At 71.5% G+C, this 23,392-nt stretch carries 23 protein-coding genes; 9 read left to right on the plus strand and 14 right to left on the minus strand.

The features are described 5' to 3' along the window. Positions 1-28 precede the first annotated feature (28 nt). The 7 genes from ABZ896_RS34455 to ABZ896_RS34485 all read right to left on the minus strand — a co-directional run bounded on the left by ABZ896_RS34455 (position 29) and on the right by ABZ896_RS34485 (position 7,700). A complete protein-coding gene (locus ABZ896_RS34455) occupies positions 29-775 on the minus strand; it encodes a GntR family transcriptional regulator (protein WP_360937684.1) in 747 nt (248 codons plus the stop codon). Further along, a complete protein-coding gene (locus tag ABZ896_RS34460) occupies positions 768-1,934 on the minus strand; it encodes an acyl-CoA dehydrogenase family protein (protein ID WP_360937687.1) in 1,167 nt (388 codons plus the stop codon). Before ABZ896_RS34460 ends, ABZ896_RS34455 begins: the two co-directional genes overlap by 8 nt. Positions 1,935-1,950: 16 nt before the next feature. Then, on the minus strand, positions 1,951-3,144 hold the full coding sequence (locus ABZ896_RS34465) for a CaiB/BaiF CoA-transferase family protein (RefSeq protein ID WP_360937690.1): 1,194 nt from the start codon (positions 3,142-3,144) through the stop codon (positions 1,951-1,953). A gap of 67 nt (positions 3,145-3,211) precedes the next feature. Next, on the minus strand, positions 3,212-3,478 hold the full coding sequence (locus ABZ896_RS34470) for a hypothetical protein (protein ID WP_360937693.1): 267 nt from the start codon (positions 3,476-3,478) through the stop codon (positions 3,212-3,214). A 42-nt stretch (positions 3,479-3,520) separates the two neighbouring features. Beyond that, a complete protein-coding gene (locus ABZ896_RS34475) occupies positions 3,521-4,945 on the minus strand; it encodes a FadD3 family acyl-CoA ligase (protein ID WP_360937696.1) in 1,425 nt (474 codons plus the stop codon). Continuing rightward, on the minus strand, positions 4,942-6,123 hold the full coding sequence (locus tag ABZ896_RS34480) for an amidohydrolase family protein (protein WP_360937699.1): 1,182 nt from the start codon (positions 6,121-6,123) through the stop codon (positions 4,942-4,944). Before ABZ896_RS34480 ends, ABZ896_RS34475 begins: the two co-directional genes overlap by 4 nt. A 38-nt stretch (positions 6,124-6,161) precedes the next feature. Next, entirely contained in the window at positions 6,162-7,700 is a 1,539-nt protein-coding gene (locus tag ABZ896_RS34485; protein ID WP_360937702.1) for an AMP-binding protein, read from the minus strand. 88 nt (positions 7,701-7,788) lie between these two features. Between ABZ896_RS34485 and ABZ896_RS34490 the strand changes: the two genes are divergently transcribed. Then, entirely contained in the window at positions 7,789-8,508 is a 720-nt protein-coding gene (locus ABZ896_RS34490; protein ID WP_360937705.1) for an enoyl-CoA hydratase/isomerase family protein, read from the plus strand. Between the two features lie 42 nt (positions 8,509-8,550). Here the strand turns inward: ABZ896_RS34490 and ABZ896_RS34495 are convergent, their stop codons facing one another. The 4 genes from ABZ896_RS34495 to ABZ896_RS34510 all read right to left on the minus strand — a co-directional run bounded on the left by ABZ896_RS34495 (position 8,551) and on the right by ABZ896_RS34510 (position 12,890). After that, positions 8,551-9,309: an SDR family NAD(P)-dependent oxidoreductase gene (locus ABZ896_RS34495; protein WP_360937708.1), complete on the minus strand. Its 759-nt coding sequence runs from the start codon at positions 9,307-9,309 to the stop codon at positions 8,551-8,553. Continuing rightward, the gene (locus tag ABZ896_RS34500) at positions 9,306-10,139 is read right to left on the minus strand and encodes a TauD/TfdA family dioxygenase (protein WP_360937711.1); all 834 of its coding nucleotides are present in this window, start codon (positions 10,137-10,139) and stop codon (positions 9,306-9,308) included. The genes ABZ896_RS34495 and ABZ896_RS34500 overlap by 4 nt, the downstream gene beginning before the upstream one ends. Before the next feature lie 61 nt (positions 10,140-10,200). Next, positions 10,201-11,424 (minus strand): CoA transferase, encoded by a 1,224-nt coding sequence (locus tag ABZ896_RS34505; RefSeq protein WP_360937714.1) that lies wholly within the window; start codon positions 11,422-11,424, stop codon positions 10,201-10,203. Positions 11,425-11,441: 17 nt separating this feature from the next. Next, positions 11,442-12,890: an aldehyde dehydrogenase family protein gene (locus ABZ896_RS34510; RefSeq protein WP_360937717.1), complete on the minus strand. Its 1,449-nt coding sequence runs from the start codon at positions 12,888-12,890 to the stop codon at positions 11,442-11,444. Between the two features lie 240 nt (positions 12,891-13,130). Between ABZ896_RS34510 and ABZ896_RS34515 the strand changes: the two genes are divergently transcribed. From ABZ896_RS34515 to ABZ896_RS34550, 8 genes are read left to right on the plus strand one after another with little or no spacing between them, the layout of a single operon-like run. Next, positions 13,131-13,922, plus strand: a complete 792-nt coding sequence (locus tag ABZ896_RS34515) for an NAD(P)-dependent oxidoreductase (protein ID WP_360937720.1) — start codon at positions 13,131-13,133, stop codon at positions 13,920-13,922. 31 nt (positions 13,923-13,953) lie between these two features. Then, positions 13,954-14,814, plus strand: coding sequence for a mycofactocin-coupled SDR family oxidoreductase (locus tag ABZ896_RS34520; protein WP_360937723.1), 861 nt, complete (start codon positions 13,954-13,956; stop codon positions 14,812-14,814). Between the two features lie 34 nt (positions 14,815-14,848). Next, on the plus strand, positions 14,849-15,040 hold the full coding sequence (locus tag ABZ896_RS34525) for a ferredoxin (protein WP_360937726.1): 192 nt from the start codon (positions 14,849-14,851) through the stop codon (positions 15,038-15,040). 15 nt (positions 15,041-15,055) lie between these two features. Then, entirely contained in the window at positions 15,056-16,435 is a 1,380-nt protein-coding gene (locus tag ABZ896_RS34530; RefSeq protein WP_360937728.1) for a cytochrome P450, read from the plus strand. A gap of 36 nt (positions 16,436-16,471) precedes the next feature. Continuing rightward, on the plus strand, positions 16,472-18,118 hold the full coding sequence (locus ABZ896_RS34535; protein ID WP_360937730.1) for an OB-fold domain-containing protein: 1,647 nt from the start codon (positions 16,472-16,474) through the stop codon (positions 18,116-18,118). Further along, on the plus strand, positions 18,115-19,029 hold the full coding sequence (locus ABZ896_RS34540) for an alpha/beta fold hydrolase (protein ID WP_360937733.1): 915 nt from the start codon (positions 18,115-18,117) through the stop codon (positions 19,027-19,029). Before ABZ896_RS34535 ends, ABZ896_RS34540 begins: the two co-directional genes overlap by 4 nt. Continuing rightward, entirely contained in the window at positions 19,026-19,622 is a 597-nt protein-coding gene (locus tag ABZ896_RS34545) for a DoxX family protein (RefSeq protein WP_360937736.1), read from the plus strand. Before ABZ896_RS34540 ends, ABZ896_RS34545 begins: the two co-directional genes overlap by 4 nt. After that, positions 19,619-20,449 (plus strand): NAD(P)-dependent oxidoreductase, encoded by an 831-nt coding sequence (locus ABZ896_RS34550; RefSeq protein ID WP_360937739.1) that lies wholly within the window; start codon positions 19,619-19,621, stop codon positions 20,447-20,449. The genes ABZ896_RS34545 and ABZ896_RS34550 overlap by 4 nt, the downstream gene beginning before the upstream one ends. A 26-nt stretch (positions 20,450-20,475) precedes the next feature. Here ABZ896_RS34550 and ABZ896_RS34555 read toward each other — a convergent pair whose 3' ends face one another. The 3 genes from ABZ896_RS34555 to ABZ896_RS34565 form a co-directional block, all read right to left on the minus strand. Then, positions 20,476-20,934 (minus strand): MarR family transcriptional regulator, encoded by a 459-nt coding sequence (locus tag ABZ896_RS34555; RefSeq protein WP_360937742.1) that lies wholly within the window; start codon positions 20,932-20,934, stop codon positions 20,476-20,478. Positions 20,935-21,154: 220 nt separating this feature from the next. Further along, positions 21,155-22,156, minus strand: coding sequence for a helix-turn-helix domain-containing protein (locus ABZ896_RS34560; protein ID WP_360937745.1), 1,002 nt, complete (start codon positions 22,154-22,156; stop codon positions 21,155-21,157). 174 nt (positions 22,157-22,330) lie between these two features. Then, positions 22,331-23,308 (minus strand): alpha/beta hydrolase, encoded by a 978-nt coding sequence (locus tag ABZ896_RS34565; RefSeq protein WP_360937748.1) that lies wholly within the window; start codon positions 23,306-23,308, stop codon positions 22,331-22,333. Positions 23,309-23,392: the final 84 nt, after the last annotated feature.

Genomic DNA, 23,392 nt, shown 5'->3' on the forward strand with positions numbered 1-23,392 from the left:
GGTTGCTCCTCGTCGGTCTCTTGCAAGGTCATCGACCGCTGCGCCGCAGGCGCACACGGTACGAGTAGTGCTCGGGCAGGAAGTGGCTCACCGCCAGCTCGACGAGCTGTCCGGCGGCCGACTGGTAGACCCGGTCGATGCGCAGCAGCGCACGCCCCGGCTCGCACCCCAGGTGCCCGGCGATCTCGGGGGTCGCCTCGGCGACCGTGATGCTCTGTTCGGCCTCGGCGATGGGCTCGGGCAGCCGGTCGTCGAGCAGCCCGATGACCGTGGCGGCACTGGGGGTGCCGAGTTCGGTCAGCTCGGGCACCGATTCCAGCAACTGCCCTACGGACGGCGGCAGATACACGGCCGTGTGGCAGAACGCGGTGTCCTCGTGCAGCCGTAGGAAGGCGAGCTTGTGCACCTGGTCGGTGTGCAGCCCGAGGCGGCCCGCCGCGTCGACGTCGACCCGTCGGCCCAACGGCGTGACGACCGCCATGCGGGTGTCGACGGCCATCCCCATCAGGTCGTCCACCGACCCGAACTGCCGCAGGTACCGCTCCTCGCGGGGCGCCGCGAAGGTGCCCCGCCCCGGTACCCGGTGCACCAGTCCCTCGGCGACGAGGTCCTGGAAGGCCCGCCGCACGGTCTGCCGACTGATCCCGAACCGCTGCGCCAACTCGGCCTCGGTGGGCAGCCGTACGCCCTCCGGGAAATCCTGCCGCAGGATCGCCGCCCGCAACTCCCGGGCGAGCCGCAGATAGATGCTCTCGCGTGGTACCTGCTCAGTCATCGAGCCCACCCCGTGCCACCAACTGCGCCGCGATCACGTTGCGTTGGATCTCGTTGGTGCCCTCGCCGACGATCATCAGCGGCGCGTCCCGGAAGTACCGCTCGACGTCGAACTCGGTGGAGTAGCCGTAACCGCCGTGGATCCGCACGGCATTGAGGGCGATCTCCATCGCCGTCTCGGAGGCGAACAGCTTCGCCATTCCGGCCTCCATGTCGACCCGGCGCCCGGCGTCCGCCTCCCGGGCCGCGTACAGCGTGAGTTGACGGGCGGCCGTCAGCTTGGTCGCCATGTCGGCGAGGTAGGTGCCGACGGCCTGGTGGCGCCAGATGGGCTTGCCGAAGGTCTCGCGTTCCTGGGCGTACCGCAGGGAGTCCTCCAGTGCGGCCCGGCCCACGCCGAGCGCACGCGCGGCGACTTGGAGCCGTCCGGTCTCCAGTCCCTTCATCATCTGGCCGAAGCCCTGCCCCTCCACCCCGCCCAACAGCGCGTCCAGGGGCGCCCGGTAGCCCTCGAAGCTCAACTCGCAGCTCTCCACGCCCTTGTAGCCGAGCTTGGGCAGGTCACGGGAGACGACCAGTCCCGGCCCGTGCTCGGCGAGCAGGACGGAGATGCCCCGGTGCCGGGGTTCCACAGCAGGGTCGGTCTTGCAGAGCAGCGCGATCAGGCCGGAGCGGCGGGAGTTGGTGATCCACGTCTTCGATCCGTCGACCACGTACTCGTCGCCCTCCCGGCGGGCCACCGTGCCGATCGCCTGGAGGTCGCTGCCCCCGCCGGGCTCGGTGAGCGCCATGGTCGCCCGGACCTCGCCGGTGGCAAGGCGGGGCAAGTAGCGTCGCCGCTGCTCTTCCGTGCCGTACAGCAGAAGGAGTTTCGAGACGACCGTATGGCCGCCCATCGCGCCCGCCAGACTCATCCAGCCGCGTGCCAGTTCCTCCGTCACCAGCACGAAGCAGGGCGTGGAGACCGGGGTGCCGCCGTACTCCTCGGGGATCGCCAGGCCGAAGACGCCGAGGTCCTTCATCCGGTCGATGAGGGCTTCGGGGTAGGTGTTGGTGTGCTCCAGTTCGCGGACGACGGGTCGGACGTCCCTGTCGACGAACTCGCGCACGGTCCGCACGACGAGTCGCTCGTCGGCGGAGAGGATGTCGAGGACACTCATGAACTGACCTCCGGGCTCAGACGACCGCGTCGGCCCGCAGCGCCGCGATCTCCGCGTCGCCGCACCCGAGTTCGGTGAGGATCGCCTCCGTGTGCTCGCCCACCGCCGGCACGGGATCCATGCGCGCGGGCAGTCCCGCGAGGTCTGCCGGCGGCAGCAGCGCCCGGGCGGTGGCCCCGCCCGGGACGCCCACCTCGTGCCAGCGGCCCCGGGCGGCCAGCACCGGGTGGTCCAGGAAGGCTGCGACGTCGTTGACCCCGGCGCAGGCGATGCCGATGCCCTCCAGGTCACGCAGGACCTCGGCCGCGTCGGAGCGCGCGACGCGCTCGGCGACCAGGGCGTTGAGCGCGTCGCGGTGGGAGACCCGGTCGGAGCCGGTGGCGAAGCGCGGGTCGTCGGCCAGGTCGGGGCTGCCGAGGAACTCGGCGCACAGGGCGGCCCATTCGCGTTCGTTCTGGATGGAGAAGAGCACGTCCTTGCCGTCGGCGGCGGTGAAAGCGCCGTACGGGGCGATGGTCGCGTGCTGGGTGCCCAGGCGCGGCGGCTGACTCCCGCCGTAGCGCGTGTAGTTGGCGGGCTGGCTCATCCACTCGGCGAGCGCCTCGAAGAGGGACACCTCGACGGCGTGGGCCTTGCCTGTGGTCGCGCGGGTGTACAGCGCGGTCAGGATGCCGGTGTACGCGTACATCCCGGCGGCGATGTCCGCGACCGAGATCCCCACCCGGGCCGTCTCCTCGGCGGTGCCGGTGAGGGACACCAGCCCCGTCTGGCACTGCACGAGAAGGTCGTACGACTTGCGATCCGCCCACGGTCCGTCCGTGCCGTAGCCGGAGATCGTGCACGGGATCACCCGGGGCCAGCGTTCGGCGAGGACGTCGACGCCGAGCCCGAGCCGGTCGGCCGCGCCCGGCGCGAGGTTCTGGACGAAAACGTCGGCGCCGTCGAGGAGCCGGTGCAGGATCTCCAGGCCCCGGGGGTCCTTGAGGTCCAGCGTGAGGGATTCCTTGGAGCGGTTGAGCCAGACGAAGTAGCTGGAGTGGCCGTGCACGGTCGTGTCGTAGCGGCGGGCGAAGTCCCCCTCGCCCGGCCGCTCGACCTTGACGACCCTGGCCCCGAGATCGGCGAGCTGCCGGGTGGCGAAGGGTGCGGCAACGGCTTGCTCGAGGCTGACCACGGTGATTCCCGCGAGGGGAAGCTGCGGTACGCTCATGGGCCCCATTTGTACGGCCAAATACGCGCAGGGGTCAACGCGACCGCACCTCTGTGACCTTTGTCATTCAGCTCTCGCGGGCCGGGTCACACAGCACCAGCACCGCACGCGCGACGAGTTCACCGGCGCCGCCGAGTTCCTGGCGGTAGCGGTCCGTGGTCTCCCGTACGGCCTCCACGAATCCCGGATCGACGGCGCGGGCCCGGGCCGGGGCGGGCAGGCCCTGCGTCATCTGGCGACGGCGGGCGAGGAGCGCGATGATCTCCTCGTCGAGCCGCTCTATCCGGCTCAGTGAGATGTCCGAGCCCGCCTCGGTGGCCTGGTTCGTCGTCACGTCGTGTCTCCATTCTTCTGCGGCAGGCGCGGGCGCGCCTCGTCACAGTCGGTCCTTCAACACCTTGCCCGTGGCGGTCAGCGGCAACTCCTCCCGGAACTCGACCGCCCGCGGCACCTTGAAGCCGGCCATCCGCTCCCGGCTCCAGGCGAGAAGCTCCTCCTCGGAGACCCGCTCGCGGCGCACCACGTACGCCTTGCCGACCTGCCCGAGCCGCTCGTCGGGGACGCCGACCACCGCCGCCTGCGCCACCGCCGGATGCTCCAGCAGGAAGCCCTCGATCTCGGCGGGGTAGGCGTTGAAGCCGCCCACGATGAACATGTCCTTCTTGCGGCCGACGATCCTCAGCCGCCCCCGGTCGTCGAGCGCGCCCAGGTCACCGGTGTGCAGCCAGCCGTCCGCGTCGATCGCCTCCGCCGTGGCGGCCGGGTCGTCGAGGTAGCCGAGCATCACGCTGTAGCCGCGCACCAGCACCTCGTCGTCCTCGGCGATCGAGATCTCGATGCCCTCGCAGGGGGTGCCGACCGTGGTGGCGATGTCCTCGAAGGAGTCGCCGCGCCGGGAGGCGGTGACGGTGCCGGCCTCCGACAGCCCGTACCCGGTCATGATCGTCCGGAAGGGCAGTTCCTCGCGGATACGGCGGATCAGCTCGACGGGGATGTCCGCCGACCCGGTCACGGCGGCCCGCAGCGACGACAGGTCCCGTCTGCTGCGGGCCTCCAGGAGTGAGTGGTACAGCGTGGGCGGCCCGGGGAGCATGGTGACCTTCTCCCGCTCGACCAGGTCCAGGATCGTGTCCACGTCGAAGACGGGCACCGGCAGAATCGTGGCGCCCCGGATCAGGGAGGCGATCAGGCCCGCCTTCCAGCCGAACATGTGGAAGAACGGGTTGACGATCAGATAGCGGTCGCACGTCCTGAGGTCCGCGAGGTCGCACCACTCGGAGAACAGCCGCAGGTTCTGGGCGTGGCTCATCAGCACGCCCTTGGGCCGGCCGGTGGTCCCCGAGGTGAAGATGATGTCGCAGACGTCCGAGCCGCCCACCGCCCGCTCGAACGGCTTGCCGTCGGCCAGGTACCCGGACTTGAGGTCGATCACCGGCACCCCCTCGGGGCCGCTGAACTCCAGCCCCAGGAAGCCCTGTTGGACGAGGAGGGCCTTCGCGCCACTGCGCCGGACGATGTCGTGCGCCTCGTCCGTCTTGTACCGGGTGTTGACCGGTACCAGCACCCCGCCGGCCGTCAGCAGCCCGAAGGCCGCCACCAGCCACTCGGCGGAGTTGGGCGCCCAGATCGCCACCCGGTCGCCCTTCTCCACCCCGAGCGCGGCGAACGCGCCCGCCGCGACCCGGACCCGCTCGACGAGCTCGGTGAAGGTGAGCCGGAGAGGCCCGTCGACGACCGCCTCGGCGTCCCCGAAGCGGTCGGCCGCGCTCAGCACCATCGCCGGGACCGACTCCCACTTCATGCCGGGATCAGCCTCGACAGGTTCCCGCCCATGATCTTCGCCTGGTCGGCCTCGCTCAGCCCCTTGAGGGCGTTGATGTACGAGGTCGGCTCGGCCAGCCCCTCCGGGTGCGGATAGTCCGAGCCGAACAGGATCCGCTCCACGCCGACCAGATCGGCCAGTTCACTGAGGTTCTCCTCGTAGAACGGGCTGATGTGAATGCTGTTCTTCACAGCGGCCACCGGGTCGCCGAGGAACTGCTCCGGCATCTTCTTGTAGGCGTCGGCGAGTTGGTCCAGGAGCGGGGCCACCCACGACGAGCCGTTCTCGATCAGGGCGATCTTCAGCTCCGGGAAGCGGAACAGCGCGCCGTGGCACACCCAGGAGGCCACCGCGTCCTGGATCGGCCGCCACTCGGAGACCTGCCGGAAGGCGTTCGCCTTGAACGGCAGCATCTCGGCGGTGTTGCCCTCCCAGTCGCTGGTGTACTTGGCGTACCCGCTGTCCGAGGAGTGCATCGCGACCAGCACCCCGGTCTCCACGACCCGCTTCCAGAACGGGTCGAACTCCTCCAGCGCGAAGGAGCGCGAGCCGCCGTACCCCGGAACGGGGGCCGGACGTACGAGAATCGCCCGAGCTCCCCGCTCCACCGCCCAGTTGAGCTCCGCGATCGCCTTGTCGACGATCGGCAGACTGATCACCGGGGTGGTGAGGATGCGGTCCTTGTAGTTGAACGACCAGGTCTCGTAGAGCCATTCGTTGAGCGAGTGGATCACCGCGTGGATGAGTTCCGGGTAGTTGCGCATCCGCTCCTCGATGAGGCTCGCGAGCGTCGGGAACATCAGCGTGCGCTGCACGCCGAGTTGGTCCAGCAGCTCCAGGCGCGGGCCGGGCTCCCGGAAGGCCGGGATCGAGCGCATCGACTCGCCGAAGATCTCCCGTCGGCTCTTGCCCTCGGGGTTGCCCACGCGGAAGTACTCCTCCATCGCGCCGGGCCGGGCGACCACCTCGAAGGTGGGGTTCGGGATGTAGTCGCTGATCTGTCCCAGGATCGCGATCTTCGTACGGCCGCGGACCTGGACGTACTCGATCGCTCCGTCGTACTGCTTCGGGAGGTACCGGGTGAGCGCGTCCTCGGTCTCGTACAGGTGGTTGTCCGCGTCGAAGAGCGGATACGGCAGCGCGCGGGGCGACGGCATGAGACCCTCCTTTGCGTTTTGAGAGAATCGTATTCTCTTCAGTTGCGTACGGCAATGTCCCGCCGCAGCCGGAACTTCTGGACCTTGCCGCTCGCCGTCCGCGGGAACTCCTCGACGCCGTGGACCTCTTCGGGCCACTTCTGCCGGGCGAGACCGGCCCGTTCGAGGTGTTCGCGCAGTTCGGCGAGGGTGGGCAGGGCGTGACCGGGCAGCATGCGCAGGAAGGCCGCCGCGTGCTCGCCGAGGCGGGCGTCGGGGGCGGCCACCACCGCGGCCTCCGCGACCCCGGGGATCCCGAGCAGCACCTCCTCGACCTCGGGCGCGCTGATGTTCTCGCCGCCGCGGATGATGATGTCCGCCTTGCGGTCGGTGATGGCGAGGAACCCGTCCGCGTCGAGGACCCCGATGTCCCCCGTGCGGTACCAGCCCTCCTCGTCGAAGGTCGCCGCCGTCAGCTCCGGATCCGTGTAGCCGAGGCACAGGTCGGGCCCGCGGCTGAGGATCTCGCCGTCCTCGTCGAGCCGGATGTCCACGCCGGAAAGCGGCTCCCCGTCGGTGAACAGCCGCTTCGCCTCGGGCGCGTCGTGCCGGGACGAGGTGATCGAGGGATGCTCGGTGCTGCCGTACGCCCGGAAGACGTGGATCCCGAGACCGGCCAGCCGCTTGGTCACGGCGGCCGGCACCGACGAGCCGCCCAGGCCCGCGTACCTCAGGTACGGCAGATGCGTGGCGGGCGCGAAGTCCGGGTGCTCGAGAAGGCTCGTGATGTAGTACGGCGCTCCGCCCCCGATGTGCAGCCCGTACCGGGACATCAGCGCGAGGGCCTTGCCCGGGTCCCAGACGTCCGTGAGGTTGACCGGGGTGCCGTCGACGACCGGGATCAGGAAGGCGTTGACCATGCCGATGAAGTGGCCCACCGGAGCCGCGGTGAGCTGCTTGCCCCGGTCGGGCGGGTAGCTCGCGGCGAGTTGGCGGGTCTCGTGGCCCAGGGTCTGGTGGCTGTGCACCACGCCTTTCGGGTCGCGGGTGGTGCCCGAGGTGAACGCGATCAGGGCCGGATCCGCCGGATCGGCGGGGAGGGTGCCCAACAAGGGCTTCTCGGCGAGGAGTTCGTCGAAGTCGCGGCCCACCACGCCGACCACGGGCACGTCCGCGCAGAGGTCCGGCTGGAACTCCAGGTGGCCGAACCGCTCGGCGGTGACGAAGACTTGGGGCCGGACCGCGTCGAGGATGTAGCCGACCTCCTTGCGGCCGTAGAAGTGCACGATCGGCACCACGGCCGCGCCGAGGACAGCGGACGCCCAGAAGACCGCGGCCGCCTCCATCCAGTTGGGCAGCTGGAAGGCGACCGTGTCACCGGGTCCCACACCGCGCTCGTGCAGGCCCGCGGCCAGCCTGCGGGCGACCCGCTCGACGTCCGCGAACGTCCCGCACCAGGGGCGGGAGGCGGAGTGCACCCGGAACTCCGTGCCGGGCGCGGCCGCCAGACCGCGGGTGAGCAGGTCCCCGATCGTGTCCCGGGTCCACCAGCCCTCCGCCTCGTAGCGCTTGACCAGTTCCGCGGGGATCCTTCGCATATGGCTGCTACCTCCGGTGCGGCGATCGGCGGCGCATACGCTATTCTCGTATGTGGAGAATGCCAATATCCCTCGGGGGGAATCGCCTGTGATCGACCTCGAACTGGACCAGGGCCTGGCCGTGGTCACCATCGACCGCCCCGAGGCACGCAACGCCATCTCGCTCGCCACGATGGACGAGCTGGAGAAGGCGCTGGACGCGGCGGCCGGCGCCCGTGCGCTGGTCATCAGGGGAGCCGGTGACCGGGCGTTCGTGTCCGGCGGCGACCTCAAGGAACTCGCGGCCCTGCGCACCGAGGAGGACGCGGCGGCCATGGCCTGGCGGATGCGCGGCATCTGCGACCGCATCGCCGACTTCCCCGCACCTGTCGTCGCCGCGCTCAACGGCCATGCGCTGGGCGGCGGGGCCGAGGTCGCCGTCGCCGCCGACATCCGGGTGGCCGCCGAGGGCATCAGGATCGGCTTCAACCAGGTGACCCTCGCGATCATGCCGGCGTGGGGCGGCGCCGAACGGCTCGCGGCCCTCGTCGGGCGGGGGAGGGCGCTGATGCTGGCCGGATCGGGGACCGTCCTGGAATCGGCTGATGCGCTCCAACTCGGGCTGGTTGACCGGGTCTTGCCGCGCGTGGACTTCGAGGAGGGCTGGCGGTCGCTGGCCCGTTCGCTCGCCAACGAGTCGGCGGCCGCGATCAAACGCGTGGTCGCGCCCGGCACTTCGGCGGACGAGGCCGTACGGTCCTTCGCGCGGCTGTGGGCGGCGGACGCCCACTGGGAGGCGGCGGACCGGGTGCTCAACCGTGGGAGGTAGGAGGGGCGGGCCGGTTCGAGGTGGCCCGCCCGCCGGACAACCTCAGGTGTTCCGGCCCCCGTTGACGCCGATCACCTGTCCCGTGATGTAGCCCGCCTCCTCGGAGACCAGGAACGAGCACGCGGCGGCGATGTCCTCCGGGCGCCCCGGCCGTCGTACCGGAGTCAGCTCCGCGTGGTGGTCCACCGTGCCGCCAAGGAGCCCGCGTTCCTCCGAGGCGCGCAGCATCGGGGTGTCGACGAAGCCCGGCGGGATGGTGTTCACGGTGATGCCGGCCGGGCCCAGTTCCAGCGCGAGGGCCTTGGTGAAGCCGATGAGCCCGGCCTTGGAGGCCACGTAGTGCGTCATGTACTGCTGCCCGGACTGCGCGCTGGAGGAGGAGATGTTGACGATCCGGCCCCAGCCTGCCTCCTTCATGTCGGGCACGACGGCCTGGCAGAAGTAGAAAGGGCCGTTGAGGTTCACGGCCATGATCCGGTTCCAGGAGTCGTCGGAGATCTTCAGGAAGCTCTCGGTCCGGGCCACCCCCGCGTTGTTGACCAGGACCAGCACCGGACCGCCGAGGGTTTCCCGGACCCGTCGTACGGCTTCGTCGGCCTGTCCTCGGTCGGACACGTCGACGTTTCCGAAGGCGGCTGCCGTGTGTCCCTTCTGCCGTGCCTCCTCGGCCACTTGCTCGGCCGACTCCCCGTTCAGATCCAGCACCGCGACCGCGAAGCCGTCCTCCGCGAGGCGCAGGGCGATCGAGCGGCCGATGCCCGAGCCGCCGCCGGTGACCAGTGCCGTACGGGACTCGCTCATGCCACCGCCTCCTCGCCCGAGACGGAGGTGCGGTGCATCAGCCGGGAGGACGCCTTGCCGTACGGCAGGGCCCGGTGCAGCATTCCGGTGTTGTCCCAGATCACCAGGTCGCCCTGGCGCCAGCGGTGGCGCAGGGTGAACTCCGGTCGGGTGGCCCGCTCCAGGAGTCCGTCGAGGAACGTTCGGCCCAGGTCGGGACGTCCCACGACCTCGCCGGCCGTCGCGCCGATCAGGAGGGACTTGCGGCCGCTCGCCCGCGTCCAGACGAGGGGGTGCTCGCGGGCCGGGTTGCGGTCCCAGGCGGCCCGCTCCTTCGGCGACGGGTCCGGTGTCACCAGCAACTGCGAGGCGGCGAAGCTGTGCTCCACGCGCAACCCCTCCAACTCCCGCTTCTCCGCGTCCGAGAGCGCCTCGTAGGCGGCGTAGGTGTTGGCGAACTCGGTGTCCCCGTCGCCGTCGTCCGAGATCTGGCGGGCGGTCAGAACCGTTGCCTTGTCCGGGACTTGGCTCGTCGTCCCGTCGATGTGCCAGTGGAAGGTCCCCTCGCGGTAGGCGGCGAGCGGGCTCTTCGACGGGTCGCGGGTGATGCGCTGGATCTCCGGGTGGGTCGGGTGGCCGCCGTTCGGCAGCGGCACGACCTGCCCGAGCAGCCTGGTGAAGGAGACGAGGTCGTCGTCGCTGACGTCGGCCTCGCGGTAGATCACCACCCCGCGCCGGTCCAGGGCGGCCAGTGCCTCCTCGGCGACGGCCTTGTCGACCAGCCGGGCGCCGGACAGGCCGGTGATCTGGACGCCGGTCGTCGGGGTGAGTTCGGTGACGGTCACTGCCATGTGCGTGTCCTCCGGGTCAGGGCTTCAGGTCACCGCTCCCGCGGTCTTCGGGGTCAGGGCCTCAGGTCACCGCTCCCGCGGCCTTCAGCTGTGCGATCCGCTCCCAGTCCAGACCCAGCTCCAGCAGGATCTCCTCGGTCTGCGCGGCGAACTCGGGCGCCGGGCCCAGCTCGGGGGCGGACACGTCGAACTGCACCGGACTGGCGGCCAGTTCGAGCTCACCGGCCCGCACCAGGTACTCGTTGGCCCGCACCTGTGCGTCGGAGGCCACCTGCAACGAGTCCTGTACGGGGGCCCAGGGACCGGCGAGCGTCGCGAACCGCTCGCTCCACTCGGCGAGCGTGCGCCCCGCCAGCACCTCGCGCAGGATCTTGACCGCGTCCTCGGTGTGCGCGACGAGGTCCTCGACCGCGGCGAACCGCGGGTCGTCGATGAGGTCGGGCCGGTCGATGTGCCGGCACACGTCCGCCCAGAACTTCCCGGGCTGCATCATCACGAAGGACAGATACCGGTCGTCGGCGGTGCGGTACAGACCGGTCAGCGGATTCCTGGGGGAGCCGTGGCCGCCCAGCGGGGGCGCGATCATCGGCTGGTCGAGATGGACGGAGAGCGCGACCCCGTGGCCCAGCGCCCACACCCCACTGCCCAGCAGGGAGACGTCCACGACGGAGGGCTCGCCGGTGCGCTCGCGCTTGAGCAGCGCGGCCGCGATGCCCCCGGCCAGGTTGGTGCCGGAGATGGTGTCCCCGTACGCGGGTCCCGGCGGCGGGATCATCCCCGGGGTGCCCGGCGGTGTGATGCTCGCGGCCGTGCCCGCCCGGGCCCAGAAGGCCGTCATGTCGTAGCCGCCCTTGTCGGATTCCCGGCCGCGCGGGCCCAGCGCGCTGCCCCGGGCGTAGACGATCCGCGGATTGACCGCACGGATGTCGGCCACGTCGATGCCGAACTTCCGGCGTGCGTCGGGCAGGAAGCTGGTGAGGAACACGTCCGAGCGCCGGGCCAGTTCGTGCAGCACCTCGCGGCCCTCGGGGCGGGCCATGTCGAGACCGAGACTGCGCTTGCCGCGGTTGGCGTGCTCGACGTTGGGGTTCGGATCGCCCTCGACCTTCATCGTCCCCGTCTGCCGCAGCCCCCGCTGCGGGTCGCCGCGTACGGCGTGCTCGACCTTGACCACGTCGGCGCCCCAGTCGGCGAGCACGGCCCCGGCCGACGGCACGAACCCGTACATCGCGACTTCCAGCACCCGTATCCCGGACAGCGGCCCCTGACCGGGTTCCGCGCTCACGTGCCCCGCCCCCTCGCTCACGCGACCACCTCGCCGAACGTCTTGCGCTCCATGAACTCCTCCAGACCGTCGATGCCCTTCTCCCTGCCGATCCCGGACTGCCGGTAGCCGCCGAACGGAGTGTCGGGGAAGAAGTAGTTGCCGCCGTTGACACTGAACGTGCCGGTGCGGATCCGCCGCGCCAGCGCCAGCGCGCGCTCCCTGCCGCCCATGACCGCGCCGGACAGGCCGTAGACCGAGTCGTTGGCGATCCGGACCGCGTCGTCCTCGTCGTCGTACGGCAGCACCGCGAGGACCGGTCCGAAGACCTCCTCCTGCGCCAGCTCGCCGCCCGGATCGACGCCGGTGAGCAGCGTGGGCGTGTAGAAGAACCCGGGGTCGACGCGCTTGCCGCCGGTCACCAGCGTGGCGCCCGCGGCGACCGCCCGCCGGACCATGCCGTCGACCTTGTCCCGCTGGCGTTCGCTGATCAGCGGGCCCATGTAGGTGCGGGGGTGCGCGGGATCGCCGTAGCGCACCCGGTCCAGCGCGGTCGCGACCTGCTCGACGATCTCGTCGTGCCGGGCGCGCGGCACCAGCATCCGCGAGGTGATCGCGCAGCTCTGGCCCGCGTGCAGACAGATCATGTACGCCGCGTAGCGCGCGGCCGCGGTGAAGTCGGCGTCGTCCAGGACGATCAGGGCCGACTTGCCGCCGAGTTCGAGGAAGACCCGCTTCACCGTCTCGCTCGCGGCGGCCATGATGCGCCGCCCGGTCGCGGTCGAGCCGGTGAAGCTGACCATGTCGACGTCCGCGTGGGTGGTGAGCAGTTCACCGGTCGCCGTGTCCGAGGAGGTCAGGACGTTGACCACGCCGGGCGGGATGTCGGTGTGCTCCGCGATCAGTTCGCCGAGCGCGAGGGTGATCAGCGGGGTGTCCGGGGCGCCCTTGAGGACGACCGTGCAGCCCGCGGCCAGGGCGGGGGCGAGCTTCGCGAGGGCCAGCTGCGTCGGGTAGTTGTACGGCACGATCGCGGCCAGCACCCCGCCGGCCTCCTTCTCCACCCAGCGGTGGTGGCGCTGCCCCTGGTACTCGACGACACCGAGATCCTCGGTCAGGGGGTGGGTGCGCAGCAGGTCGGCGTAGTAGCGGACCAGCTCGACCGGTTCGTCGAGCTGCTGGCCGTGGGTGAGCATGCGAGGCGCGCCGACCTCCGCGATCGTCAACTCCCGCAGCTCCTCCAGGTGTTCGGTGAGCGCCCCGTGCAGCTGGTCGAGGCAGTGGACGCGGAAGTCCCGGTCGGTCGACCAGCCGGTGGTGTCGAAGGCGCGCCGGGCCGCGGCGACGGCGGCCTCCGTCTGTGCGGCGGAGGCGTCCGGGGCGGCACCCACGACCTCGCCGGTCGCGGGGTCGAGTGAGGTGAATGTCCGGTCGGCGGTGACGAGCTGCCCGTCGACGAGCAGCCGCCGTGTGTGCGGGAGTGGCATCCCGGTCCCTTCCCGACTGTGGGATTCCGGCTGTGAGATTCCGGCTCTGGAAATGAAGTTCTCAAAAACAGAGATCGCCTGTCCAGCCTGCCGAGAACCATACCCCTCGGCCGAGACGGCGTCACGGCCTCGGTGTGGGCCTCCTTCCTGCTGTCAGGCAGTGACACGAACTCAAGACTGGGGGCTTCCGGTCGAGAGGTAGCTGAAAGTATGGTTCTCGCATTCGGAAGGGAGATTCTTGTGATCGGGGTCGTGGGCGCCGGCAGGATGGGCCGACCGATGCTGCGCCGGCTCGCCGAGGCCGGTCACCAGGTACGGGTGCTGGGCCGCTCGCCCGAGGCCCGCCAGGTGCTCGCCCGGGAACCGGCGCAGGTCGTGACCGAGCCGGCCGCCGTCGCCGAGGGCGCCGACATCGTGCTGGTGTGCGTCGACACCGACGCCCAGGTGAGCGAAGTCTGCCTGGAGAGCGGCCTGTTGGAGGCGCTGCCGAGCGGAGCCGCGCTCGTCGTGCACACCACCGGCAGCCCGCACACCGTCGAAGCTCTCGCGGCCAGGGGAGTCGACGTCGTCGACGCCCCCGTCAGCGGAGGCCCGCATGACGTGGCCGCCGGACGTGTCACCCTCTTCGTCGGCGGCGCCGCCGACACCGTCGCTCGCGTCCGGCCCGTCCTCGCCTGCTACGGCGACCCGGTGCTGCACGTCGGCCCGCTGGGCGCCGGACAACGCGTGAAGCTCGTCAACAACACGGTGTTCGCCGCCCAGATCGGCCTGCTCTCCCATGCCGCGCGCCTCGGGCGGCAGTTGGGCGTCGACGAGAGCGTCCTCCTGGACGCCCTCACCCACGGCAGCGCCGCGAGCCGCGCGCTGGCCGGAGTCGTCCGCCGGGGATCGGTCGCGGAGTTCGCCCGTGCCACGGCGGACTTCCTCACCAAGGACCTGGACGTGGTCAGGGCCGTCGCGACCGAACTCGGCGCGGACCTGGGCACGTTGACCGCGGCGCTGGACGCGGTGGCGTCCGCGGAAGCGGTCTGAACCACCACCACGTACGACGAAGGGACACCCGATGGGACGAGTCGACGGCAAGGTCGCTTTCATCACCGGAGCAGGGCGCGGACAGGGCCGCAGCCACGCTGTACGGCTGGCCGAGGAGGGCGCCGACATCATCGCGGTCGACATCTGCCGCGACTTCGAGACCGTCCTCTACCCGATGGCCACCCCGGAGGACCTCAAGGAGACGGCCCGCCTGGTCGAGGAGCAGGGCCGCCGGATCGTCGCGCTCCAGGCCGACGTCCGCGACGCCGGACAGCTGCGCGGCGCACTGGAGCGGGGCCTCGACGAACTCGGCGGCCTGGACATCGTCGTCGCTCAGGCCGGCATCGCCCCGCTGCGCGGCGAACCCAAGCTCCAGGCCTGGTGCGACGCCATCGACGTCGACCTGATCGGCACCATCAACGCCATCCAGATCTCCCTCCCGCACCTGCGCGAGGGCGCCTCCGTCATCGCCACCGGCTCCACCGCCGCCCTCATGGACCACGGCATCGTCCAGACCCCCGGCGCCAACCCGGGCGGCGCCGGATACGCCTTCGCCAAGCGGGCGTTGTCGGAGTACGTCCACGAACTCGCCCGGAACCTGGCACCGTTGAAGCAGCGCGCCAACGTCATCCACCCCACGAACGTGAACACCCGGATGCTCCAGAGCGAGCCGATGTACAAGTCCTTCCGGCCCGATCTGGAGCACCCGACGCGGGAGGACGCCGAACCGGCGTTCGCGGTGCAGCAGGCCATGCCGATCTCCTACGTCGAGCCGCGCGACATCAGCGACGCCGTGCTCTTCCTCGCCTCCGACGAGGCCCGCTACATCACCGGAACACAGCTGCGCATCGACGCCGGCGGCTACATCAAGTGGTACGACTGGCGCCGCTGAGCAGGCAGAACCCATCGCAACAGGGAGGCAAGCCGTGAAGGTCCGCGTGGATCCCGAGCGCTGCCAGGGCCACACGCTCTGCGCCATGATCGCGCCGAAGGCGTTCGAACTGGACGACGTCGACGGGCACTCCACGGCCGTCGCCGAGGACGTCCCCGCCGACCAGGAGGACGAGGTGCGCGAAGCCGTGCACTCCTGCCCGGAACGCGCCATCCAACTGTTCTGAAAGGAGGGCGACCTCATGTCCGAGGCCACCGGCGACGACCGCACCGGCGACGACGACCGCAAGAAACACCGTGTGCATTTCGACCGCCACACCCCCGAGTACCGCGACCGGTTCGAGGAGATCACCCACGAACTGCACGGCAAGTGCCCCATCGCCTGGACCGACGCCCACGACGGCCACTGGGTCGCCAGCGGCAACCGCGAGGTCTTCGAACTGGCCAGGTCCGCCGAGTACTTGTCCAACGACCACGACGTGAAGGGTGAGCGGCGCGGCTACAAGGGCATCACCATCCCCTCCCCGCCGCGCGCCCGTGAAGTCCAGGGCGGATTCCTGGAGATGGACCCGCCCGGACAGCGCCACTACCGCCAGACCCTCAACCCCTACCTCTCCCCGGCGGCTGTCGCCCGCTGGATCCCCTTCGTCGACGAGGTCGTCCGCGCCTGCATCGACGAGAGGATCGAGGACGGGCAGATCGACTTCGTCGACGACCTCGCCAACATCGTCCCGGCCGTCCTCACCCTGGCGATGATGGGCATCCCGCTCAAGGACTGGACCGTCTACAACGAACCGGCCCACGCCTCCGTCTACACCCCGCCGAACTCACCGGACATGCCCCGGGTCGCGGAGATGAGCCGGAACATGGGCATGTCCCTGTACATGGCGATCCAGGAGATCCGCCAGAACCCGCGCCCCGGCCTCATCGACGCGCTCGTGCACGCCGACATCGACGGAAAGAACCCGCCCGACGAGGAGCTGACCGGCGTCCTCGCCCTGCTCATCGGCGGCGGCTTCGACACCACCACCGCGCTCACCGCGCACGCCCTGGAGTGGCTCGGCCAGCATCCCGCTGAGCGGGACCGGCTCAGCCGCGAGCGGGAGACTCTGCTGGACTCGGCCACCGAGGAGTTCCTGCGCTTCTACGCCCCGGCCCCCGGGGACGGCCGTACCATCTCGGCCGACTGCGAGATCGCGGGACAGCGGTTCGAGGAGGGCGAACGACTGTGGCTGTCCTGGGCGATGGCCAACCGCGACCCCGCCGTCTTCCCCGACCCCGACCGGGTCCACCTCGACCGCAAGGGCAACCGGCACAGCAGCTTCGGCCTCGGCATCCACCGCTGCATCGGCTCCAACGTCGCCCGTACGGTGTTCAAGCGCATGGTCACGGCCGTCATGGACCGGCTGCCCGACTACCGCTGCGACCCCGACGGCACCGTCCACTACGAGACCATCGGCATCATCCAGGGCATGCGCCATCTGCCGGCCACGTTCACCCCCGGCAAGCGGCTCGGGCCCTCGCTCGACGAGACCCTGGAGATCCTCCAGAAGGCCTGCGACGAACAGCGCCTCGCCGAACCGGTCACCGTGCGGGCGGGCCGCGCCAGGATCACCCGCTGAGAGACCGAGTGCACTGCTGAGAGGAAGGAACCACAGGTGGCCGGAGTCCCGGGACGCCCTCTGCCCCAACTCACCGACCAGAACGCGTACTTCTGGACGTCGGGGGCGGACGGCAGGCTGCGGATCCAGCGGTGCGGGTCGTGCACGGCGCTGATCCACCCGCCGCAGCCCGTCTGCCGCTACTGCCGCGGACACGACCTGGCACCCCAGGAGGTCTCCGGCCACGCCACCCTCATCGGCTTCACCGTCAACCACCGCTTCACCACGCCCGGCCTCCCGCCGTCCTACGTCGTCGCCCAGGTCGCCCTGGAGGAGGACCCCCGGGTCCGGCTCACCACCAACGCGGTCGAGTGCGACCCCGACGACCTCGTCCTCGGCATGCGCATGGAGGTCGTCTTCGAGCAAGCCGGCGAGGTCTGGCTGCCGCTGTTCCGCCCGGCGGCCGAACAGGGCGAACCGGCACCGCTGCCGGAGGACGAACTCCCGCCCGTGGTAAGGCCGATGGTCACCACGCACAAGTTCGAGGACAGGGTCGCGCTCACCGGAATCGGCAGCTCCCGGCTGGGCCGCCGCCTCATGGTCTCCCCGCTCTCCCTGACCGTGCAGGCCTGCGAGGCGGCGGTCGCCGACGCCGGGCTCACCCTCGACGACATCGACGGCCTCGCCACCTACCCCGGCGCCGGAGCCGCGTACGGCGGCTTCGCCGAAGGCGGGGTCACCGCCCTGGAGTCCGCGCTCGGCATCCGCCCCACCTGGTACAACGGCGGGGGAGAGACCTTCGGCCCCGGCGGCTCAATTGTCGCCGCGATGCTGGCAGTTGCGGGCGGACTGGCCCGGCACGTCCTGTGCTTCCGCACCCTGTGGGAGGCCAGCTACGGCGAGTTGATCAAACAGGGCAGGCTCCCGGTCCCCGTCGGCGGCGACGCGGGCTGGCTCAAGCCGTTCGGCGCGACCTCCGCCGCCCACACCCTCGCCCAGAACGCCCAGCGCCACATGCACCGTTACGGCACCACCCGCGAGACCCTCGGCTGGATCGCCCTCAACCAGCGCGCCAACGCGGCCCTCCACCCCGACGCGATCTACCGCGACCCGCTCACCATGGACGACTACCTCGAAGCCCGCCCCATCACCACCCCCTTCGGCCTCTACGACTGCGACGTCCCCTGCGACGGGGCCGTCGCAGTCGTCGTCTCCGCCGTCGAGACCGCCCGCGACCTCGCCAGACCGCCGATCCTCGTGGAGGCCGTCGGCACCCAGATCACCGAGCGCATGGAGTGGGACCAGAGCACCCTCACCCACGAACCCCACACCCTCGGCCAGTCCGCCCACCTGTGGACCCGCACCGACCTGCGCCCAAGTGACGTCGACGTGGCCCAGCTCTACGACGGCTTCACCTTCAACTGCCTTTCCTGGATAGAGGCGTTGGGCTTCTGCGGGATCGGCGAGGCCAAGGACTTCCTGGACGGCGGCAAGAACATCGCCCGAGACGGCGTCCTGCCCCTCAACACCCACGGCGGCCAGCTCTCCCACGGCCGCACCCACGGCATGGGCCTGGTCCACGAGGCCGTCGTCCAGCTCCGCGGCGACGGGGGAGCACGGCAGGTGCCCGGCGCCCGGGTGGCCGCCGTCAGCACCGGCGGCCTCGCCCCCAGCGGGGTCCTTCTCCTCAGGACGGACACGTGAACCGACTCGACGCCCCCGTGCGGGGAGTCGCCGACATCGACGGCATCTCCGTGTCGTACCGGGCGAGTTGGGTACGGCAGCCCCGTGCCGTCGTCGTCGCCCTGCACGGCGGCGGCACCGACTCGACGTACTTCGACTGCCCCACCCAGCCCCACCTCTCCCTGCTGCGCACCGGCGCGGCCCTCGGCTTCACGGTGATCGCCCTGGACCGGCCCGGCTACGGCGCCTCGCTCGCCCACGCCGGCCGCCTGACCGACCCGGCCCGCCGAACGGACGTCGCCCACAAGGCCGTTGCCCGCCTGCTCGCCTCCCGTCCGCAGGGCGCCGGAGTCTTCCTGATGGCCCACTCCGCGGGCAGTGAACTCGCGGTCCGGATGGCCGCCGACGACCGCGGCCGGGACCTGCTGGGCCTGGAGATCGCGGGCGCGGGCCGACGCCACCACCCGCACTTCGTCGCCCGGTTCGTCGAACCCGGCGAGAGCGAGGTACGCCCGACGGCCCGCCGGCGCGGCCCCATGCGTGACCTCCTGTGGGGCCCGAGCCGCCTCTACCCGCCCGAGGTCTTCACCAGCGACGACATCGGAGCCGCCTCGCCCGCCTACGAGTTCGAGGCACGCGGCTGGGTCAAGGAGTTCCCCGAACTGGCCGCCCGCATCCGCGTCCCGGTCCAATTCACCCTGGGCGAGCACGAGTTGGTGTGGGAACCGGGCCCGGAGGGTCTCGCCGAGATCGCCGGACTGTTCACGGCCTCGCCCCGCGTCCTGGTCAACGAACAGCCGGACAGCGGCCACAACCTCAGCCTCGGGTACGCCGCCCGTGCCTACCACCTCAAAGTGCTGTCGTTCGCCGAGGAGTGCGCGGTCGCCAGGGACGCCGCCCACGCCGAGGCACGGGAAGGGAGAGCGGGATGAGCGACGCCGACACGGTCGCGCTGCTGCTGGTGCGCCTGGTCCTGGGCGCGGTCATGATCGCGCACGGCTGGAACCACTGGCGCGGCGGCGGCCGTATCGAGGGGACCGCCCGCTGGTTCACCGGCCTCGGCCTGCGCCACGGCACCCTCCAGGCCTGGCTGAGCGTCCTCACCGAGATCGGCGCGGGCGCCCTGCTGCTGCTCGGCCTGCTCACCCCGCTGGCCTGCGCCGCGCTGATCTCCGTGATGCTCGTCGCGGGCCTCCTCGCCCACCGCCGCAACGGCTTCTTCGTCTTCAAGGAGGGTTACGAGTACGTCCTGACCCTCGCCGCCGTCGCGCTGGCACTGGCGGTGCTGGGCCCGGGGGATGCCTCCGTGGACGAGGCCGCGGGGATCGACGTGACCGGGTGGGCGGGGGGTGGCATCGCGCTGGGGGTGGCGGTGGTGGCCACGGCGGGGCTGCTGGCGACGTTCTGGCGACCGGCACCGGCGCCCGAAGCCACGGCACCGGAGCAGCCGACGTCCGAGGAGCCGGTGCCCGAACAGCTGCCCCAGGAACAGCACGAGCAGCACGAACAGGAGGCCCGCGGATGAGGGTCGGATTCATCGGCCTGGGCAGCCAAGGCGCCCCGATGGCCCGCCGGATCGTGGACGCCGGCTTCGAGACGACCCTGTGGGCCCGCCGCCCCGCCACGCTGGTGCCCTTCGCCGACACCCCGGCGAAGCGCGCCGCGTCCCCCGCGGACCTGGCCTCCGTCAGTGACCTCGTCTGCGTCTGCGTGGTCGACGACGCCGACGTGGAGGAGGTCGTCACCGGCGCCTCCGGCATCCTGGCCGGCCTGCGCAGGGGCGGGGTGATCGCCGTGCACAGCACGGTCCACCCGGACACCTGCCGGCGCCTCGCCGACCGGGCCGCCACCCACGGCGTCGCCCTGATCGACGCACCGGTGAGCGGGGGAGGACAGGCCGCCGCCGAGGGCCGCCTCGCCGTGATGGCGGGCGGCGAGCCCGGCACGCTCGCCTTCTGCCGCCCGGTCTTCGCGACCTACGGCGACCCGATCGTCCACATGGGCCCGCTGGGTACCGGCCAGGTCGCCAAGCTCCTCAACAACGTCCTGTTCACAGCCAACTTGGCGACCGCCGCGGGCACCCTCGCCCTGGGCCGCGACCTCGCCGTCGACCCCGCCGCCCTCTCCCGCGTCCTCGCCCACGGCAGCGCCACGAGCTTCGCCCTCGACCGAGTGGCCGCCGCAGGGGGCACCTTGGACCGCATGGCCACCCACGCGGGCCCCCTCCTCCGCAAGGACGTCCGCCTCCTGACGGACGTGGCGACGGCGGCGGGAGCGAGCCCGGGGATCGTCGGAACGACGGCGGAGGAGGCTCTGGCGGTGATGAACGCGGCTGCCCGCACCGGCGGTTGAGGCGCCCGGTGTGATGACCCCTGCCGTCAGACCGGCGCCCGCAGCGTTTCGACGGCCCGTACCAGCGGGGCCAGTTCGGGGTTCTCGCGGGCCGTGTCGAGCGCTTCGCGCAGGGCCTTCTCGTTGGTGGGGCGGGCCTGTTCGAGGAGGGTGCGGCCGGCGTCGGTGACGTCGGTGTAGATGCCCCGGCGGTCGGTCGGGCACAGGTAGCGGGAGAGCAGACCGCGCTCCTCGAGCCGGGTGACCAGCCGGGTCGTGGCGCTCTGACTGAGCACGACGGCGTCGGCCACCTGCTTCATCTGAAGGTGCCCGCCCTCCCCGTCATGCTGCCTGCCCAGCACATCGAGCAGCGAGTACTCCCGCACACTCAGCTCGTGCCCGGCCTGAAGCGCCCGCTCCACATGGGCCTCGATCCTGCCGTGCAACAGGGACAGCGCACACCACCCTTGGGCGAGTGCGGTCAGCGCGGGATCCGTGGCGGTCATGGAGCCCAGGATATGCCACACATGAAATTTCCGGCTGCGGCGTGTAGCGCGCGTATGCAAGCATCTCCCGTCAGCTGGACTGGCGTGCCTGGCCGCCGCGCCTGCCCGAGCAGCCGATCTTCTACCCGGTCCTCAACGAGGACTACGCGATCAGGATCCCCAGTCCAGCAGGCCGGATCGAGGTCGTGCACGAGTTCCGCTGAGCGCGCGGGCGCCCGCGCTACGGCCGTACCAGGTGCCGCATCGCCAGAGCCAGCTGCAACCGCAGCCGCCCCTGAGGTGTCCGCAGTGCCCAGCCCAGCAGATGCTCGGCGTGGGTGAGCCGGTCCTGGAGCGTGGAGTGGTGGACGTTGATCTCGGCGGCAGCCGCCCGCAGGCTCGCCGTCGAGACCACGGCGTGCACCGTGGCGAGCAGCCAGGGCGTCGCCGCGGCCGCCGCCTCCAGCGCCCGCACATCGGCCGGCGGCTCCGCCCCCGGTACGACGAGATCGGCCAGCAACGCGATCCCGCCCAGCTCGTCGGCGTACACGACACACGGCCCGGGATCCTGGGCCGTGCCCTCCGCCGTGAACCGCAGCGCCGTCCGCGCGGCGACCCAGGACTCCGGCAGTTCGAGGACGGGGACCGCGGGTCCCACACCGACGCGCCCGGGCGGCACACCGGCCGGCGCCGCCTCCGGCCGCCCGGGCACGACCCGGGGCCGCCCGCTCATCGTGGCCAGCACCCGCGCCGAAGCACCCGGGTCCAGCCCGAGCCCCCGCGCCGCATGCAGCCGCGCGTCCTCCGGCGCCGAGGAGTCCAATAGGGTCTCCACCAACGCCGGATCATCCCCGGCCACCCGCCCCCGCGTCCGGTCCAGCACACCCCGCACGGCCCCGGCGGCCCGCTCAAGAATCACCGCGTCGACGACACTGGGCGAGGCGGCCTGGGCCCGCTCCAGCCAGAGAGCGGGGGCGCCGCCGGGGGTGAGCGAGGCGGACGGCCACCCCGGATCCGGGATCCCGTCGAAATCCCGCCGCGTCCCGTCCGCCTCAACCCGAACCCGCACCCCCCGCCCGACATCGACAAGCCGAGCAGGCACCCCGGAGAGCACCGCAGCCGCCCGTACGAGCGGCTCAAGCCCGGCCCGCGACTCGGCGAGCCGATCGAAGTAGGCGATCACCCGCACAGCGGCCCCGGCATCGGGATCCAGGGCGGTAAGCCGCCCGGCCAGCTCTTTCATGCCTCAATGGTGCGACACCAAGGGCCATCCGAGGAGTCCCGGACTGGAGATAGCGGCGAAGCCGCATCTCCAGGGGCGCGGGGCTGTATCGATATGCGGCTCCGCCGCGCGGGCGCGACCAGCCACAACGCACCCGCACCCGCCAGACAACCCTACCCGGCGCCCCAGAAGGCGTTACTGGCCCAACAACCTCCGCAGCCAAGCCAGGTGCGCCGCCCGCGCCGCCTGAGACAGCGCCGCCTGCGGAGCGAACCCGTCGAACCCGTGGAACCCCCCGGGCCACACATGCAGCTCGGCCACCCCGCCCGCCTGCCAGATCCGCGACGCGTACGCCACGACCTCGTCCCGGAACGTCTCCGCGGAACCCACGTCGAGGAAGGCCGGCGGCAACCCCGACAGATCCTCGGCCCGCGCCGGCGCCGCGTACGCCGGCACGTCCGGCCCGCCCCGCAGCGACCCCAGCAACGCCGTCCACCCGGTCTCGTTGGCCGTACGGTCCCACACCCCGAGCCCCGCCATCTGATACGTGGACGGACTGTCGTTGCGGTCGTCGAGCATCGGGCACATCAGCAGCTGCCCGAGCACCCGCGGCCCCTTGCGATCCCGCGCGAGCAGGGCCAGCGCCGCCGACAGCCCACCCCCGGCACTCGCCCCGGCGATCACGATCCGCTCCGCGTCCCCACCGATCGACGCCGCGTTCTCCGCCGTCCACACGAGCCCGGCGTACACGTCCTCGACCGGCGCCGGGTGCGGATTCTCCGGCGCCAGCCGGTACTCCACCGACACGACCACCGCGCCGAGCTCCTTCGCCCAGGCCAGCGGTCCGTCGATCCCGACGCGGTTGTTGCCGATCACCATGCCGCCGCCGTGGACGTGGTAGATCACCGGCCGCCCGACCTCCGTGGTCGCGGGCGCCGCGGGCCGGCAGATCAGCAGCGAGATCTCCGGCGCCCCCTCGGGCCCCGGCACCGCGCGGTCCTCCACCTCGAAGAAGCCGTCGAGGGTCAGGTCCAGGTCGGCCAGCATCTGGATGCCCGGACCCTGCCGTACGAGGTCGATCTCGTCGAGGGTCAGGGACGGCGAGATCACGTCCTTGATCAGATCGAGGGCGGCGGTGAGTTCCGGGTCGAAGGGCGGGGGTACGTGCGTCATGGCTTCTCCTCACGCGGGGCGCGTGAAGACCGGCCTCAAGGACCTCGTCCAGTGGTGGCGCGCCGAGCGGGAGGCCGCGAAGTG

This window comes from Streptomyces sp. NPDC047072 (assembly GCF_040643855.1).
Classification (GTDB): Bacteria; Actinomycetota; Actinomycetes; order Streptomycetales; family Streptomycetaceae; genus Streptomyces.

Excerpts from the sequence above, each read along its gene's own strand:
- ABZ896_RS34455 (WP_360937684.1), bottom strand. The coding sequence starts at position 775 with ATGACTGAGCAGGTACCACGCGAGAGCATCTATCTGCGGCTCGCCCGG.
- ABZ896_RS34460 (WP_360937687.1), bottom strand. The coding sequence starts at position 1,934 with ATGAGTGTCCTCGACATCCTCTCCGCCGACGAGCGACTCGTCGTGCGG.
- ABZ896_RS34465 (WP_360937690.1), bottom strand. The coding sequence starts at position 3,144 with ATGAGCGTACCGCAGCTTCCCCTCGCGGGAATCACCGTGGTCAGCCTC.
- ABZ896_RS34475 (WP_360937696.1), bottom strand. The coding sequence starts at position 4,945 with ATGAAGTGGGAGTCGGTCCCGGCGATGGTGCTGAGCGCGGCCGACCGC.
- ABZ896_RS34480 (WP_360937699.1), bottom strand. The coding sequence starts at position 6,123 with ATGCCGTCGCCCCGCGCGCTGCCGTATCCGCTCTTCGACGCGGACAAC.
- ABZ896_RS34485 (WP_360937702.1), bottom strand. The coding sequence starts at position 7,700 with ATGCGAAGGATCCCCGCGGAACTGGTCAAGCGCTACGAGGCGGAGGGC.
- ABZ896_RS34495 (WP_360937708.1), bottom strand. The coding sequence starts at position 9,309 with ATGAGCGAGTCCCGTACGGCACTGGTCACCGGCGGCGGCTCGGGCATC.
- ABZ896_RS34500 (WP_360937711.1), bottom strand. The coding sequence starts at position 10,139 with ATGGCAGTGACCGTCACCGAACTCACCCCGACGACCGGCGTCCAGATC.
- ABZ896_RS34510 (WP_360937717.1), bottom strand. The coding sequence starts at position 12,890 with ATGCCACTCCCGCACACACGGCGGCTGCTCGTCGACGGGCAGCTCGTC.
- ABZ896_RS34520 (WP_360937723.1), top strand. The coding sequence starts at position 13,954 with ATGGGACGAGTCGACGGCAAGGTCGCTTTCATCACCGGAGCAGGGCGC.
- ABZ896_RS34530 (WP_360937728.1), top strand. The coding sequence starts at position 15,056 with ATGTCCGAGGCCACCGGCGACGACCGCACCGGCGACGACGACCGCAAG.
- ABZ896_RS34545 (WP_360937736.1), top strand. The coding sequence starts at position 19,026 with ATGAGCGACGCCGACACGGTCGCGCTGCTGCTGGTGCGCCTGGTCCTG.
- ABZ896_RS34550 (WP_360937739.1), top strand. The coding sequence starts at position 19,619 with ATGAGGGTCGGATTCATCGGCCTGGGCAGCCAAGGCGCCCCGATGGCC.
- ABZ896_RS34555 (WP_360937742.1), bottom strand. The coding sequence starts at position 20,934 with ATGACCGCCACGGATCCCGCGCTGACCGCACTCGCCCAAGGGTGGTGT.
- ABZ896_RS34560 (WP_360937745.1), bottom strand. The coding sequence starts at position 22,156 with ATGAAAGAGCTGGCCGGGCGGCTTACCGCCCTGGATCCCGATGCCGGG.
- ABZ896_RS34565 (WP_360937748.1), bottom strand. The coding sequence starts at position 23,308 with ATGACGCACGTACCCCCGCCCTTCGACCCGGAACTCACCGCCGCCCTC.